The sequence below is a fragment of the Xanthomonas sp. DAR 34887 genome, assembly GCF_041245805.1.
Taxonomy (GTDB): domain Bacteria; phylum Pseudomonadota; class Gammaproteobacteria; order Xanthomonadales; family Xanthomonadaceae; genus Xanthomonas_A; species Xanthomonas_A tesorieronis.
Window position 1 is genome coordinate 2,622,389 of record NZ_CP162490.1, and the last position, 12,936, is coordinate 2,635,324.

15 protein-coding genes and 1 riboswitch are annotated in these 12,936 nt (G+C 70.3%); of the genes, 11 read left to right on the forward strand and 4 right to left on the reverse strand.

Going from position 1 to position 12,936, the window contains the following annotated elements; genetic code table 11:
* The first annotated feature begins 2 nt into the window (after window positions 1-2).
* Genes AB3X08_RS11170 through AB3X08_RS11200 form a run of 7 tightly spaced genes read left to right on the forward strand, consistent with a single transcriptional unit; the run spans window position 3 to window position 5,202 of the window.
* Window positions 3-815 carry a heme ABC transporter permease gene (locus tag AB3X08_RS11170; protein WP_369938305.1) on the forward strand — a complete coding sequence of 271 codons (813 nt, stop codon included), beginning with the start codon at window positions 3-5 and terminating at the stop codon, window positions 813-815.
* Entirely contained in the window at window positions 812-1,027 is a 216-nt protein-coding gene (gene ccmD, locus AB3X08_RS11175; protein WP_369938307.1) for a heme exporter protein CcmD, read from the forward strand. Before AB3X08_RS11170 ends, ccmD begins: the two co-directional genes overlap by 4 nt.
* Entirely contained in the window at window positions 1,011-1,487 is a 477-nt protein-coding gene (ccmE, locus tag AB3X08_RS11180; protein WP_369938309.1) for a cytochrome c maturation protein CcmE, read from the forward strand. The genes ccmD and ccmE overlap by 17 nt, the downstream gene beginning before the upstream one ends.
* A gap of 58 nt (window positions 1,488-1,545) precedes the next feature.
* Window positions 1,546-3,531, forward strand: coding sequence for a heme lyase CcmF/NrfE family subunit (locus AB3X08_RS11185; protein WP_369938311.1), 1,986 nt, complete (start codon window positions 1,546-1,548; stop codon window positions 3,529-3,531).
* Window positions 3,528-4,070, forward strand: a complete 543-nt coding sequence (locus tag AB3X08_RS11190; RefSeq protein WP_369938313.1) for a DsbE family thiol:disulfide interchange protein — start codon at window positions 3,528-3,530, stop codon at window positions 4,068-4,070. Before AB3X08_RS11185 ends, AB3X08_RS11190 begins: the two co-directional genes overlap by 4 nt.
* Window positions 4,067-4,552 (forward strand): cytochrome c-type biogenesis protein, encoded by a 486-nt coding sequence (locus AB3X08_RS11195; protein ID WP_369938314.1) that lies wholly within the window; start codon window positions 4,067-4,069, stop codon window positions 4,550-4,552. Before AB3X08_RS11190 ends, AB3X08_RS11195 begins: the two co-directional genes overlap by 4 nt.
* A complete protein-coding gene (locus tag AB3X08_RS11200) occupies window positions 4,546-5,202 on the forward strand; it encodes a tetratricopeptide repeat protein (RefSeq protein ID WP_369938317.1) in 657 nt (218 codons plus the stop codon). The genes AB3X08_RS11195 and AB3X08_RS11200 overlap by 7 nt, the downstream gene beginning before the upstream one ends.
* Window positions 5,203-5,579: 377 nt before the next feature.
* Here the strand turns inward: AB3X08_RS11200 and AB3X08_RS11205 are convergent, their stop codons facing one another.
* Window positions 5,580-6,302 carry a hypothetical protein gene (locus AB3X08_RS11205; protein ID WP_369938318.1) on the reverse strand — a complete coding sequence of 241 codons (723 nt, stop codon included), beginning with the start codon at window positions 6,300-6,302 and terminating at the stop codon, window positions 5,580-5,582.
* Window positions 6,303-6,731: 429 nt separating this feature from the next.
* Here AB3X08_RS11205 and AB3X08_RS11210 point away from each other — a divergent pair, with 429 nt between their 5' ends.
* From AB3X08_RS11210 to AB3X08_RS11220, 3 genes are read left to right on the forward strand one after another with little or no spacing between them, the layout of a single operon-like run.
* Entirely contained in the window at window positions 6,732-7,070 is a 339-nt protein-coding gene (locus AB3X08_RS11210) for a DUF3649 domain-containing protein (RefSeq protein WP_369938320.1), read from the forward strand.
* The gene (locus tag AB3X08_RS11215; protein WP_369938322.1) at window positions 7,067-8,686 is read left to right on the forward strand and encodes a PepSY-associated TM helix domain-containing protein; all 1,620 of its coding nucleotides are present in this window, start codon (window positions 7,067-7,069) and stop codon (window positions 8,684-8,686) included. Before AB3X08_RS11210 ends, AB3X08_RS11215 begins: the two co-directional genes overlap by 4 nt.
* Complete coding sequence (locus tag AB3X08_RS11220) at window positions 8,683-9,015, forward strand: DUF3325 domain-containing protein (RefSeq protein WP_369938323.1); 333 nt, start codon at window positions 8,683-8,685, stop codon at window positions 9,013-9,015. Before AB3X08_RS11215 ends, AB3X08_RS11220 begins: the two co-directional genes overlap by 4 nt.
* Before the next feature lie 16 nt (window positions 9,016-9,031).
* Here AB3X08_RS11220 and crcB read toward each other — a convergent pair whose 3' ends face one another.
* Together crcB and AB3X08_RS11230 are read right to left on the reverse strand one after the other, a co-directional pair.
* Window positions 9,032-9,451 (reverse strand): fluoride efflux transporter CrcB, encoded by a 420-nt coding sequence (gene crcB, locus AB3X08_RS11225; RefSeq protein WP_369938324.1) that lies wholly within the window; start codon window positions 9,449-9,451, stop codon window positions 9,032-9,034.
* A 111-nt stretch (window positions 9,452-9,562) separates the two neighbouring features.
* Window positions 9,563-9,633: riboswitch (Fluoride riboswitch) on the reverse strand.
* A gap of 1 nt (window position 9,634) precedes the next feature.
* Entirely contained in the window at window positions 9,635-10,924 is a 1,290-nt protein-coding gene (locus AB3X08_RS11230) for a replication-associated recombination protein A (protein ID WP_369938517.1), read from the reverse strand.
* A gap of 180 nt (window positions 10,925-11,104) precedes the next feature.
* Between AB3X08_RS11230 and dmeF the strand changes: the two genes are divergently transcribed.
* On the forward strand, window positions 11,105-12,217 hold the full coding sequence (gene dmeF, locus AB3X08_RS11235; RefSeq protein WP_369938325.1) for a CDF family Co(II)/Ni(II) efflux transporter DmeF: 1,113 nt from the start codon (window positions 11,105-11,107) through the stop codon (window positions 12,215-12,217).
* A gap of 74 nt (window positions 12,218-12,291) precedes the next feature.
* Here dmeF and lolA read toward each other — a convergent pair whose 3' ends face one another.
* Complete coding sequence (gene lolA, locus AB3X08_RS11240; protein ID WP_369938327.1) at window positions 12,292-12,918, reverse strand: outer membrane lipoprotein chaperone LolA; 627 nt, start codon at window positions 12,916-12,918, stop codon at window positions 12,292-12,294.
* Window positions 12,919-12,936 lie beyond the last annotated feature (18 nt).

Below are 12,936 nucleotides of genomic sequence, written 5' to 3' on the forward strand. Positions count from 1 at the left end.
TCATGGCCAAGTGGGTTCCGCACTGGATGCACCGGCTGGCGTCGCCGCCGACGTTCTACCGCGTCGCCGGCGCGATCCGGCCATGGGCGCTGGGCGCGTCGCTGCTGCTCGGCGCGGTGGCGTTCTACGGCGGCCTGGTGCTGGCGCCGCCGGACTACCAGCAGCACGACGCCTACCGGATCATCTTCATCCATGTCCCCAGCGCCTGGATGAGCCTGTTCGTCTATGCCGCGATGGGCATGGCCGGCTTCGTCGCCCTGGTCTGGCGCGTCAAGCTGGCGGAAGTGGCGTGCATGGCCTCCGCCTCGATCGGCGCGGCGTTCACCTTCATCACCCTGTGCACCGGCTCGCTGTGGGGCAAGCCGATGTGGGGCACGTGGTGGACCTGGGACGCGCGGCTGACCTCGGAACTGGTGCTGCTGTTCCTGTACCTGGGCGTGATCAGCCTGTACCGCGCGATCGAGGACCCGCGCCAGGGCGCGCGCGCCGCGGCGCTGCTGGCGCTGGTCGGGCTGATCAACCTGCCGATCGTGCATTTCTCCGTGGTCTGGTGGAACACCTTGCACCAGGGCTCCACGGTGCGCGTGCTCGGCCCGTCGAAGATGCCGCTGGCGATGCTGTGGCCGCTGCTGACCGCGGTGCTGGCGAGCAAGTGCTATTACCTGGCCAGCCTGCTCGGGCGGATGCGCACCGACCTGCTGGCGCTGGAACGCGGCAAGGGCTGGGTGCGCGCGCTCGCGCTGGCCGCACCCGCGTCCGCGTCCGCATCCGCCGCGGCGCAGGTAACGGCGCTGCCGGCGGAGCGCGCGGCATGAGCGGCTTCTGGGCGATGGGCGGTTACGCCACCTATGTGTGGAGTGCCTACGCGCTGTTCCTGCTGGTGCTGCTGCTGGACACGCTGCTGCCGCGCTGGCGGCAGCGGCGCCTGCTCGCCGAGACCCGCGCGCAGTTGCTGCGCGAACAGGCACGGCGCCAGCGCGGCGCCTCTTCCCGCTTGCCCGGTAGCGCCAATGACTCCCACCCGTAAGCGCCGCCTGCTGCTCGTGCTGCTGGTGCTGGGCGCGGCCGCGCTCGCCACAGGCCTGTTCGTGCTGGCCCTGCAGCACAACATCAGCTACCTGTTCACCCCGAGCCAGGTGCAGGCCGGCCAGGCGGACGGCTACCGCGTGTTCCGCCTCGGCGGCATGGTCAAGGCCGGCTCGATCCGGCGCAGCGCCGATTCGCTGCGGGTGGAGTTCACCGTAATCGACAAGGCCGGCGCCACCGCGGTCGCCTATACCGGGATCCTGCCGGACCTGTTCCGCGACAACCAGGCGGTGATCGCCACCGGCTCGCTGCATGGCGCCGATTTCGTCGCCACCGAGGTGCTGGCCAAGCACGACGAGACCTACATGCCGCAGGAACTGAAGGACGCGATGGCGCAGGCCCACCAGGGTCGTACCGCGGCGGTGGGTTCGGCGTCGACCGCCACGTCCGCGACGCCATGACGCGGATGCCGACCTGCCGCGCCGCGTTGCACTGGCCGCGCTCGGTCGCCCTGCCGCGATGACTGCCGAACTGGCCCAGCTCGCACTGATCCTGGCCCTGCTGCTGGCGCTGGCGCAGGGCGTGCTGCCGTTGCTCGGCGCCTGGCGCGGCGATCGCGCGCTGATGGCGGTGGCGCGGCCGGCCGCCTGCGCGCAGGCGCTGTTCGCCTGGCTGGCCTTCGCCCTGCTCGCGTATGCGCTGCTGCGCCTGGATTTCTCGGTGCGCTACGTGGCCGCCAACGCCAACCTGGCGCAACCCTGGTACTACCGGCTGGCCGCGGTGTGGGGCGCGCACGAAGGCTCGCTGCTGTTGTGGATCGCCATCCTCAACCTGTGGACGCTGCTGCTGGCGCGCAGCAGCCGGCACCTGCCGGACGCGTTCGCCGCGCGCGTGCTGGGCGTGCTCGGCCTGATCGCCGCCGGCTTCCTGGCGTTCGTGCTGTTCACCTCCAACCCGTTCGCGCGGCTGTCGCCGATGCCGCTGGACGGCAACGAACTCAACCCGGTGCTGCAGGATCCGGGCATGGTGTTCCACCCGCCGGTGCTCTATACCGGCTACGTCGGCTTTTCGGTGGCGTTCGCCTTCGCCATCGCCGCCCTGCTCGGCGGCGAACAACAGCAGGCCTGGGTGCGCTGGGCGCGGCCGTGGACCAATGTCGCCTGGGGCTTCCTCACCGCCGGCATCGTCGCCGGCAGCTGGTGGGCCTATGCCGAGCTGGGCTGGGGCGGCTGGTGGTTCTGGGACCCGGTTGAGAACGCCAGCTTCATGCCGTGGCTGGTCGGCGCGGCGCTGATCCACACCCAGGCGGTCACCGAAAAACGCGGCGCGCTGGGCGCCTGGACCCTGCTGCTGTCGATCCTGGCCTTCTCGCTGTCGCTGCTGGGTACCTTCCTGGTGCGCTCGGGCGTGCTGACCTCGGTGCACGCCTTCGCCGCCGACCCGCGCCGCGGCCTGTACATCCTCGGCTTCCTGATCGTGGCGGTCGGCGGCGCGCTGCTGCTGTACGCGCTGCGCGCGCCGCGGCTGGCCGCCGGCAAACCGTTCGCTGCCCTGTCGCGGGAAACCGCGATCCTGGTCGGCAACCTGATGCTGACCGTGGCTGCGGCGATGGTGCTGCTGGGCACGCTGTTCCCGCTGCTCGGCGATGCGTTGCGCCTGGGCAAGGTCTCGGTCGGCCCACCCTACTTCGGCCTGCTGTTCCCGCTGCTGATGCTGCCGGTGGTGCTGCTGCTGCCGTTCGGCCCGTATCTGCGCTGGGGCCGGACCGAAGCGGGCGCGCTGCAGGCGGTGGCGGTGCGCGCCGTGCTGGCCGCACTGGCCTGCGCGCTGGTCGCCTTCGTGCTCACCGACGGCTCGGCACGCGCGGTGGCCGGCGTCGCCGCCGCGGTCTGGATCGGCGTCGGCACGGTGCTGTACGCCTACAAGCGCCTGCGCGACGCGCCGCGCGGACGCCGTTTTCCCGCGGAACTGGCCGGCATGCTGCTGGCCCATGCTGGCGTGGCGGTGTTCGTAGCCGGCGTGCTGCTGTCGGAAAGCCTGTCGATCGAGCGCGATGTGCGCCTGGCGCCCGGGCAAAGCGAGCAGATCGGCGGCTACGCGTTCCGCTTCGACGGCGTGCGCATGATCGACGGTCCCAACTGGAAAGCCGAGCAAGGCACGCTGACGGTGAGCCGCGACGGCGCGGCGGTGGCGGTGTTGCACCCGCAGAAGCGCCTGTATTCCAGCGAGCGGATCCAGACCGAGGCGGCGATCGATGCCGGCGTCGCCCGCGATCTCTACGTCGCGCTGGGCGAGCCGATGGACGACCAGCACATCGAGAACACCTGGACCCTGCGCCTGTACTACAAGCCCTTCATCCGCTGGATCTGGCTGGGCGGCCTGCTGATGATGCTCGGCGGTTTCGTCAGTGCCTGCGCACGGCGCTTGCGCGCGCCGCACACGGCCGCGCACGGTGGCGAGCTTGGCGCGCCCGTCGCCACGTCCGCGTCGGTGGCTGCGCCATGAGCCGGCTGCTGCCCCTGCTCGGCTTCCTGCTGCTGGCCGCACTGTTCGGCTTCGGCATCTACTGGAGCCGCGCGCACGACCCGCGCGAGGTGCCCTCGCCGCTGATCGGCAAGCCGGCGCCGGCATTCGCGCTGCCGCGCCTGGACAACCCCGAACAACGCGCCGGCAGCGCCGAATTGCACGGCCGCCCTTACCTGCTCAACGTGTTCGGCAGCTGGTGCCTGGCCTGCGGCGAGGAGCATCCGGTGCTGATGGCGCATGCCGACGACCTCGGCGTGGCCCTGGTCGGTTACGCCTACAAGGACGATCCCCAGGACACGCGCACCTGGCTGGCGCAGCACGGCAACCCGTATGCGCTGGTGGTGGTCGATGAGGACGGACAACGCGCGATCGACTTCGGCGTCTATGGCGCACCGGAAACCTTCCTGATCGATGCCCAGGGCGTGATCCGCTACAAGCACGTCGGCGTGCTGACCCCCGCGGTGATCGCCGGCGAACTGCGCCCGGCCATCGCCGCGCTGGGCGGAGCGCAGCGATGACGGGTTCCTGCGCGCGGATGCGGCGCGGCCGGCGATGGACCGCGCGATGGCTGTGGCTGCTGGCTGCCCTGCTGCTCGCCCACGCGCTGCCGGCGGCGGCGCAGGCCGTGGACCCGCTGCCATTCAAGGACCGGCAACAGGAACTGCGCTTCCAGCGCCTGACCGCGCAATTGCGCTGCCTGGTCTGCCAGAACGAGAACCTGGCCGACTCCAATGCGACGCTGGCGCGCGACCTGCGCCACCAGGTGTTCGCGCAGTTGCAGGCCGGCCGCAGCGATGCGCAGATCAAGCAGTACATGGTCGATCGCTACTCGCAGTTCGTGCTCTACGACCCGCCGCTGGCGCCGGCCACCTGGCTGCTGTGGTTCGGTCCGCTGCTGTTCCTGCTCGCCGGTGCGGCCATGGTCGCGGCCACGTTGCGGCGCCGGGCCGCCACCGCGGCGCATGCGCCGCCGGAACAGGAGCCGGAAGAACAATGGTGACGGCTGCCTTCTGCATCGCCGCCGCGCTGATGCTCGGCATCGCGCTGGGCGTCCTGCTGCGGCCGCTGCTGCGCCGGCGTCCGGGCGCGCGCACGCTGCGCCTCGGCGCTGCGGGACTGGTGGCAGTGGCGCTGCCGCTGGCCAGCGCCGGCCTGTATCTGCTGGTCGGCGATCCGGCCGCGCTTGCCGGCGTGCCCGTGCAAGCCGCACCGGCGCCCGACCCGCGCGTGGCGCAGCGCGCACTGCAGCAATGGCTGGACCAGGCCGCCGCGGCAGTACAGGCGAAACACAGTGCCGAGGCACGCGGCGCCTACGCGCAGGCGCTGCGCATCGATCCGGACAACAGCGACGCGCTGCTCGGCTGGGTCGAAGCGGACATGGCGCAACAACCCGATTTCGCCGTCGGCGCGGACGCGCACGGCATGCTCGAGCGCGTGCTCGCGCAGCAACCGGACAACCAGCGCGCCCTGTGGATGCTGGGCATCGGCGAATTCCAGCGGCAGCATTTCGCCGACGCCGCGGCGCATTGGCGGCACCTGCGCGACCTGCTGCCGGAAGCCTCTCCGCTGCGTAAGACAGTGGAAGAGAAGATCGGCACCGCCGAGGCGATGGCCGCGGCACCCGCCAACGCATCCGCCGCGCATCACTGAAGCGCGCTTACCGGCACCGTCACCGCTGAGCGCTGCCGGCAAATGCCTGCACCGGCGCGAGCGTCGCTTGCACCGGACGCGCCGTGCGACACGATCCTTCCGCACGCAGCTACCACTCGGTCGGAAGCGCTCGGCAGCGTCGTGCTTGCGCGTCTGCCTGGTGAGGTCGCGACGAACGCCAGGACATCTGGCAACAGCGGCATTGTCGCAAAGCCCAATCGCCGGAAGCCGGTAAGAGCACGGCCTGCATCTTGGCGTGCAGCGTGATCGCAGCAGATGCCTGCGGTTCCGCCGGCTCGCCGGCGCGCATGGCGGCGCAGCTTTCGGCCGCTCCCGCTACCCGGCCCGTCCGCGAGCGGCCGGGCCGGGCTTGCACGCTAGTAGCAGGTGCCAGGCACCGTATTGCTCCACAGCGTGCCGGTCACGTCGCTGCTGGACGCGCGCCCGTCGTTGGCGGAGATCGCCACCGGCCCCGGGTAGACACAGATCGGGCCGGTGTAGAAATCGAACCCGCCGGCCGCATTGGAACTGCCCTGGCCGAAGACGTTCTTCAGCTTGTTGTCGACATAGCGGAAGTACACCGTGTGATTCGGCAGGAAGCAGCTGCCGTGCACAGTGAAGCCCTTGTTCGCCGGGGTTGCCGAGATCGTCGGACTGCACGCCGGCGCCGCCGTGGAGCAGGAGAGCTTGCCGTCGTTGTTCTCGGCCGACAGGCATTGGCTCTGCAGGAACAACGCATTGGTCCGGTAGCCGCCGCTCTTCTTGCGGCACATCGCGTACAGCGTGCCCTTGTCGCGGAAGACGTCGTCGCAGGTCTTGTTGGCCGATGCCGGCAAGCTCGACGCGTACGGGCCGCGGTTGCATTTCAGCCGGCCATGGTCGTTGCTCAGATCGCCGTAGCACAGGTCGGTGCGCTGGATGATCGTGTAGCGCCAGCTCTGGCTGGTGGCGCCGAAGAAGGTGAAGCCGCCGGTCTTGCAGTCGGCGCCCAACTGGGTGCCGCTCATGCTCGCGTTCTTGCACGACTTCTGCCACGAGCCGCCGGGCACCGGTGCCGCCTGGCTGTGGAAGGACAGCAGCAGCGCAACCCACAGCACCATGAGCGCGATGCAGGCACGCGGATGGAAAGCACGACGGAACGCGACGGAGAAACATGTGTTCATGTGGAACGTCCTTGTGTCGAAATGAGAGTGAGACGCGGGCACGGCGCCGTGGGCACCGCCGCACGCGTTGGAGTCACGGCGAGACGGATCTTTGCTCGCAGGATCGGAAACGGCGGCACCGCCGAGAACCGGCCATCGCGGCCTTGCACATCCGCCGGCGTTGCGCGGCAGTCGCATTGCGCGTCGTCGGGCGCATTGCGTTTCGTCGGACTCCGCGCGCGTCGTGGGGTGCGCAAACGCCGGCAAGGCTCAGCGTTGCGCCATAAAGATAGGAATGCGTATCATTAACGAATTCGGCATGCCCTATTGCCGCCACGCTCCCGCCTAGCCCGATGCCAAGCCGGTGCCTTTTCCCGACAGGCTTCCATGCATCCAGCTCCGTCTGCCCCCCTTCCCGATCCGCAATCGCCTGCCGCGCCGCGGCGTCCACTGCCGCCTTGGTTGGGCGTGCTGTCGCGCACTCTGGCCGCGATCTTCGGTGGCTATGGGCTGGCCGCGGCGACCTCCGCGCTGCTGCCGCTGCTGTGGCCGGGCCTGCGCGCGCAGGCGGTGCTGAGCGGCATGATGCTGGGCATCCTGGTCTGCGCCTGCACTGCGTTATGGGCGTTCGCCGCGCGTAGCGCCACCCGCGCCTGGCTGGGGATCGTCGCGCTGCTGGCGCCGATGGCGCTGGCCATCGCCTGGCTGCAGCAGCACGCGCCATGAAGCAGGGCTTCCGCCAGTCGATGGCCTGGCTGCATACCTGGACCGGACTGCTGGTCGGCTGGGTGCTGCTGCTGATCTTCATGGCCGGCACCGCCAGCTATTTCCGCGACGAGATCAGCCGCTGGATGCGCCCGGAACTGCCGCGCGCGCAGCTGGGCACCGATGCCGTCGCCGCGCGCGCGATCGCGCTGCTGGAGCGGAAAGCGTCGCAGTCGCCGCAATGGACGGTGTCGCTGCCCGGCGCACGCTCCTCGTTCGCGCACCTGTTCTGGCGCAATCCGCCGCCGGCCGACGGCAGCGCCCAGAGCCGCAAGCGGATGTTCGGTGACGCGCTGCTGGATCCGCGCAGCGGCCAGATCAGCGCCGCGCGCGATACCCGCGGCGGCGAGTTCTTCTATCGCCTGCACTTCGACCTGCACTACATCCCGGTGCTGTGGGCGCGCTACATCGTCGGCTTCTGCGCGATGTTCATGCTGGTGGCGATCATCAGCGGGGTCATCACCCACAAGAAGATCTTCAAGGACTTCTTCACCTTCCGCCCGGCCAAGGGCCAGCGCTCGTGGCTGGATTTCCACAACGTCAGCGCGGTGCTGGCCCTGCCCTACCACGCGATGATCACCTACACCGGGCTGGTCACGCTGATGCTGATGTACCTGCCGTGGGGCATCAAGGTCGCCTATCCGGACGCGGAAGACGCGTTCTATGCCGAAGCGTTTTCGCAGCCGCAGAATTCCCGCGAAGCCAGCGGCCAGCCGGGCACGCGCCTGCCGATCGCGCGCCTGCTGGACGTGGCGCGCGCCGAATGGCGCGCGCAGGCGCCGATCGCCGGGTTCTCGCTGTACAACCCGGGCGATGCCGCGGCGGTGATCGAGATCCGCCAGGGCGAGGGCCGACGCCTTGCCTACGACCCGCCGTCGCTGCTGCTGGATGCCGGCAGCGGGCAGATCCTGGCGCGCAGCGGCGAGGCCGGCGCGGCCGCACAGACCCGCAGCACGCTGTACGGCCTGCACCTGGCGCACTTCGCCGGATCGGGGCTGCGCTGGCTGTTCTTCGGCTCGGGCCTGCTCGGCTGCCTGATGGTGGCCAGCGGGGTGATTCTGTGGGCGGTCAAGGAACGCCCCAAGCACGCCAAGGCCGGCCGGGTCGGCGTCGGCCTGCGCCTGGTCGATGCGCTGAACATCGGCACGGTGGCCGGCTTGCCGATCGCCTTCGCCGCCTATTTCTGGGGCAACCGGCTGATCCCGGTGCATGCGGCCGAGCGCCCGGAGCAGGAAGCGGCAACGTTCTTCCTGGCCTGGGCGGCGGCGCTGGTCGCGGCCTTCGTCTGGCCGAAGCGCGCGATGTGGGCTTGCCAGCTGTACCTCGGCGCCGCCCTGTTCGGGCTGTTGCCGGTGCTCAACGCCGCGACCACGGACGCGCACCTGGGCAACAGCCTTCCGGCGCGGGATTGGGCGCTGGCCGGCGTGGATCTGGTGTGCTGCGCGCTGGGCTGTGTGCTGGCGCTGGCCGCACGACGCATGCAGCGCTGGCAGCCGCCGCTGTCGGCGGCCGAACGCCGCGCGCGCGAACGCGCGGCGGCGCAGCCGGCTGCGACCGCCGCGCTGGAGACGCCATGAACCTGCTCGGCCTGGGCCTGGCCTTTTCCGGCTTCGTCGCGCTGTGCCTGGCGATGGAGAAGCATCAGCTGGAGCTGTACGGCGCGCAGCGTGCGGCGCCGGCGCGGATGCGCCAGCTGCGCATCGGCGGCTGGCTGTTGCTGGCCGCGGCCTTCGCCTGCTGCGTGACCAGCCTGGGCTGGAGCATCGGCCCGGTGCTGTGGCTGGGCACGCTCAGCGCCAGCGCGGCGCTGCTGACCTACGGCCTGCTGCCGTACCGGCCGCGCGCCATCGTGCCGCTGGCGCTGGCGGCACCGCCGTTGGGCCTGGCAGCCGCGCTGCTGGCCTGAGCCGAGCCTTCGCGGTTCAGTTGGCCGCGTTGGCCGACGGCGGGCGCAATTCCATGGCCACACGCGCGCCGCCGATCACCAGCAGCAGGCCCGCTGCCAGGGTGATCGCCAGGTAGAGCGGCACCATGCCGCCGCGCCCGCCGCGCAGGAACACCAGGCTTTCCATCATCAGCGAGGAAAACGTGGTCAGTCCGCCGAGCAGGCCCACGATCAGCAGCGCCCGCCAGTACGGCGCACTGGCGCCCTTGCCTTCGATCCAGACCAGCAGGAAACCGCCGAAGAAGGCGCCGATCAGGTTCACCGTCAGCGTGCCCCACGGGAAGCCGGCGCCGTAGCGCTGCAGCAAGGCGCTGCCGACGGCGAAGCGCAGACCGGAGCCGACCGCACCGCCGGCCATCGCCAGCAGCAACTGCTGCCACCACACAGCGAAGTTCATGCGCGGCCCCGCTGCGCGGCGGCGCGGTGGCGTGGACAAACGAAAACGCGGTTCGGCATCGGGGTCTCCAGATCGGGCGATGCCGGGACGCAGGCCTGCCGCCCCGGCGGGGGTTGGGCAGGCATCATCAGCGCGCAGGGACTGCGGGCGGTTCGAGGAGGAATGCCATCTCCTTGATGCCGATTATGAGCGCGTCGGCTTGGCCTTGTCAGCCCGCGCCTGCTCGCGCGCGGCGCGCAGGCGGTCGAGCTTGTCCTTGAGCTTGATTTCCAGGCCGCGCTCCACCGGGCGATAGTAGACGCGCTCGCCCATCGCATCGGGAAACCCGGTCTGGTCCAGGGCGATGCCGCCCTCGGCATCGTGGTCGTACTGGTAATGCTCGCCGTAGCCGAGGTTCTTCATCAGCTTGGTCGGCGCGTTGCGCAGATGCAGCGGCACTTCCTCGGTGCCGCTCTCGCGCACCTCGGCCTTGGCCTGGTTGAAGGCGGCATAGCCGGCGTTGGACTTGGCGGTGCTGGCCAGGTACAGCACCAGCTGCGCGAAGGCCAGTTCGCCTTCCGGGCTGCCCAGCCGCTCGTAGATGTCCCAGGCTTCCAGCGCCATCTGCTGCGCGCGCGGATCGGCCAGGCCGATGTCCTCGATCGCCATGCGGGTCAAGCGCCGCGCCAGGTAGGCCGGATCGCAGCCGCCGTCGAGCATGCGCGTCAGCCAGTACAGCGCCGCATCCGGATTGGAACTGCGCACCGACTTGTGCAGCGCCGAGATCTGGTCGTAGAACTGCTCGCCGCCCTTGTCGAAACGGCGGGTGCGGTCGGCCAGCACCTGCAGCAGGGTCTGCGGCGTGATCTCGCCATCCTCGCCCTGGGCCAGTTCGGCGGCGATCTCCAGCAGGGTCAGCGCGCGCCGCACGTCGCCGTCGGCGGCGCTGGCGATCTCCAGCAGCGCTTCGTCCGAGACCCGGATCGCCTCGCCGCCCAGGCCGCGTTCGCTGTCGTGCAGCGCACGCTGCAGCGCCTCGACGATGTCCTGCGGCGACACCGACTCCAGCACGTGCACACGGCAGCGCGACAGCAGCGCCGAGTTCAACTCGAACGACGGGTTCTCGGTGGTGGCGCCGACGAACAGGATGGTGCCGCGCTCGATGTGCGGCAGGAACGCGTCCTGCTGCGCCTTGTTGAAACGGTGCACCTCGTCCACGAACAGCACCGTGCGGCGCCCGTCGGCGAAGCGCTGCGCGGCCTCGGCCAGCACCAGCCGCACCTCCGGCAGGCCGGACAGCACCGCCGAGATCGCCTTGAACTCGGCCTCGGCGTACTGCGCCAGCAGCAGCGCCAGGGTGGTCTTGCCGCAGCCCGGCGGCCCCCACAGGATCATCGAATGCACGCGCCCGGACTCGACCGCGCGGCGCAGCGCGCTGGCCGGCGCCAGCAGGCGCTTCTGCCCGACCATCTCGTCGAGCGTGCGCGGGCGCATGCGCTCGGCCAGCGGGCGCAGCGCATCGCGGTCGACGCTCAGCAGGTCGGGGGTATCGGGGGCGAGGAGTCTGCGCTTGGCCACCTGCGTATTCTATCGTCGCCATGCGCAGGCCGCGCGAAACCGCCCGGCGGCGCCGCTACAATCGGCAGCGCCGCCCCTCCCCCCATGAGCGCCCCGATGAGCCACCACAGCACGCTGGATGCTTTCAGCCACACGCACGATTTCCTCGGCGATCGCCACGAACGCAACGCGCGCCGGACCTGGGCGGTGGTCGCGTTGACCGCGGCGATGATGCTGGTGGAGATCGTCGCCGGCTGGTGGACCGGCTCGATGGCGCTGCTCGCCGACGGCCTGCACATGGCCACCCATGCCGGAGCGCTGTCGCTGGCCGGCTTCGCCTACTGGTTCGCGCGGCGGCACCGGCACAATCCGCGTTTCAGCTTCGGGACCGGCAAGGTCGGCGATCTGGCCGGCTTCTCCAGCGCGCTGATCCTGGCGCTGATCGCGCTCGGCATCGGTGTGGAATCGGCGCTGCGGCTGGCGCAGCCGGTCCACATCGCCTACGACGAGGCCCTGTGGATCGCGGCCCTTGGCCTGCTGGTGAACCTGCTCAGCGCCTGGATGCTGGGCGCCGACCACCACCACGATCATGGGCACGGACATGGCCACGGCCAGCATCATGACCACGATCACGACCATGCGCATGCGCATGCGGCGCACCGGCATGGCGACCACGCGCGCCACGATGCGCACGAACACAAACACGAACACGTGCATGGTCACGGCGATCACCCTCACGATCACCACGGGCATGCACACGCCCATGCCGCGCCCGAGCAGGCGGCCAGCCACGACCGGCACGCGCATGCCGACCACAACCTGCGTTCGGCCTACATGCACGTGCTGGCCGACGCGCTGACCTCGGTGATGGCGATCGTCGCCCTGCTGCTGGCCAAGTACCTGGGCTGGGTGTGGACCGATGCGCTGATGGGCATCGTCGGCGCCATCGTCATCGCGCGCTGGTCGTTGGGCTTACTGCGCGATACCGGCGCGGTGCTGCTCGACGCCTCGGCGCCGGCCGCCTTGCAGGCGCAGATCCGGCAGCGCCTGGAACAGGACGACGAGCGCATCGCCGACCTGCACGTATGGCGGATCGGCCCGGGCCAACATGCCGCGATCGTGTCGCTGGTGACCCACCGGCCGCGACCGGCCGCGTTCTACCGCGCGCGCCTGGAGGGCGTGGCGACGCTGGGGCATGTCAGCATCGAAGTGCAGACCTGCCCGGAGTGAGGCGCAGGCGCCGATGACCAGACGCTGGTGCGCGACCGCTCAACCGCGGCCGCACCCCGGCGCCCGGCGGCGGGTCAGTCGTCGCCGACCACGTCCACGTCCTTGTCCGGCACGTAGCGGAAGGTGCCGGCGGCGAAACTCGGATTGCGCTTCCAGTCGCTGAAGCGGATCTCGGTGCGCTGGCCGACCGCATCGACCACTTCCATCCGTGCCAGGCCGTTGCCGTCGAAGCCGAGCTTGGCGATCTGGAAGCTGGCCGCGGTGTCCACCTTCGGCGTCAGCGACAGCCATTGCAGGCCGTCGCGCGCCACCGCTTCCTCGCTGACGTCGTACTGGCGATCGAGCTTGCCCGGATCGATCAGGGCGGTCAGCGGGCTGTTTTGCTCCTCGGCGCCCTGGGTGCGCACGGTGGCTTGCTTCAGATCCGGCTCGTAGACCCAGACCTTGGCGCCATCGGCGACGATCAGTTGCTCGTAGGGCTTGCGGTACTCCCAGCGGAACAGCCGCGGCGCCGACAAGGCGACGCGGCCGGTGGTGCTTTCCTTCAGCGTGCCCTTGCCGTCGTAGACCTTTTGCGCGAACTGCCCGTCCAGGCCTTTAAGGCCGCGGGTGAAGCTGGTGAGGTCCTCGCGCGCGCCGGCAAAGGCGCTACCGGCTAGCAGCGCGGTGGCAAGAACGGTGTAGCGGAGTGTGCGAAGCATGCCGATAAGGTCCGGAAT

Excerpts from the sequence above, each read along its gene's own strand:
- AB3X08_RS11170 (WP_369938305.1), top strand. The coding sequence starts at position 3 with ATGGCCAAGTGGGTTCCGCACTGGATGCACCGGCTGGCGTCGCCGCCG.
- ccmD (WP_369938307.1), top strand. The coding sequence starts at position 812 with ATGAGCGGCTTCTGGGCGATGGGCGGTTACGCCACCTATGTGTGGAGT.
- ccmE (WP_369938309.1), top strand. The coding sequence starts at position 1,011 with ATGACTCCCACCCGTAAGCGCCGCCTGCTGCTCGTGCTGCTGGTGCTG.
- AB3X08_RS11185 (WP_369938311.1), top strand. The coding sequence starts at position 1,546 with ATGACTGCCGAACTGGCCCAGCTCGCACTGATCCTGGCCCTGCTGCTG.
- AB3X08_RS11190 (WP_369938313.1), top strand. The coding sequence starts at position 3,528 with ATGAGCCGGCTGCTGCCCCTGCTCGGCTTCCTGCTGCTGGCCGCACTG.
- AB3X08_RS11195 (WP_369938314.1), top strand. The coding sequence starts at position 4,067 with ATGACGGGTTCCTGCGCGCGGATGCGGCGCGGCCGGCGATGGACCGCG.
- AB3X08_RS11200 (WP_369938317.1), top strand. The coding sequence starts at position 4,546 with ATGGTGACGGCTGCCTTCTGCATCGCCGCCGCGCTGATGCTCGGCATC.
- AB3X08_RS11205 (WP_369938318.1), bottom strand. The coding sequence starts at position 6,302 with ATGGTGCTGTGGGTTGCGCTGCTGCTGTCCTTCCACAGCCAGGCGGCA.
- AB3X08_RS11210 (WP_369938320.1), top strand. The coding sequence starts at position 6,732 with ATGCATCCAGCTCCGTCTGCCCCCCTTCCCGATCCGCAATCGCCTGCC.
- AB3X08_RS11215 (WP_369938322.1), top strand. The coding sequence starts at position 7,067 with ATGAAGCAGGGCTTCCGCCAGTCGATGGCCTGGCTGCATACCTGGACC.
- AB3X08_RS11220 (WP_369938323.1), top strand. The coding sequence starts at position 8,683 with ATGAACCTGCTCGGCCTGGGCCTGGCCTTTTCCGGCTTCGTCGCGCTG.
- crcB (WP_369938324.1), bottom strand. The coding sequence starts at position 9,451 with ATGAACTTCGCTGTGTGGTGGCAGCAGTTGCTGCTGGCGATGGCCGGC.
- AB3X08_RS11230 (WP_369938517.1), bottom strand. The coding sequence starts at position 10,924 with ATGCGCCCGCGCACGCTCGACGAGATGGTCGGGCAGAAGCGCCTGCTG.
- dmeF (WP_369938325.1), top strand. The coding sequence starts at position 11,105 with ATGAGCCACCACAGCACGCTGGATGCTTTCAGCCACACGCACGATTTC.
- lolA (WP_369938327.1), bottom strand. The coding sequence starts at position 12,918 with ATGCTTCGCACACTCCGCTACACCGTTCTTGCCACCGCGCTGCTAGCC.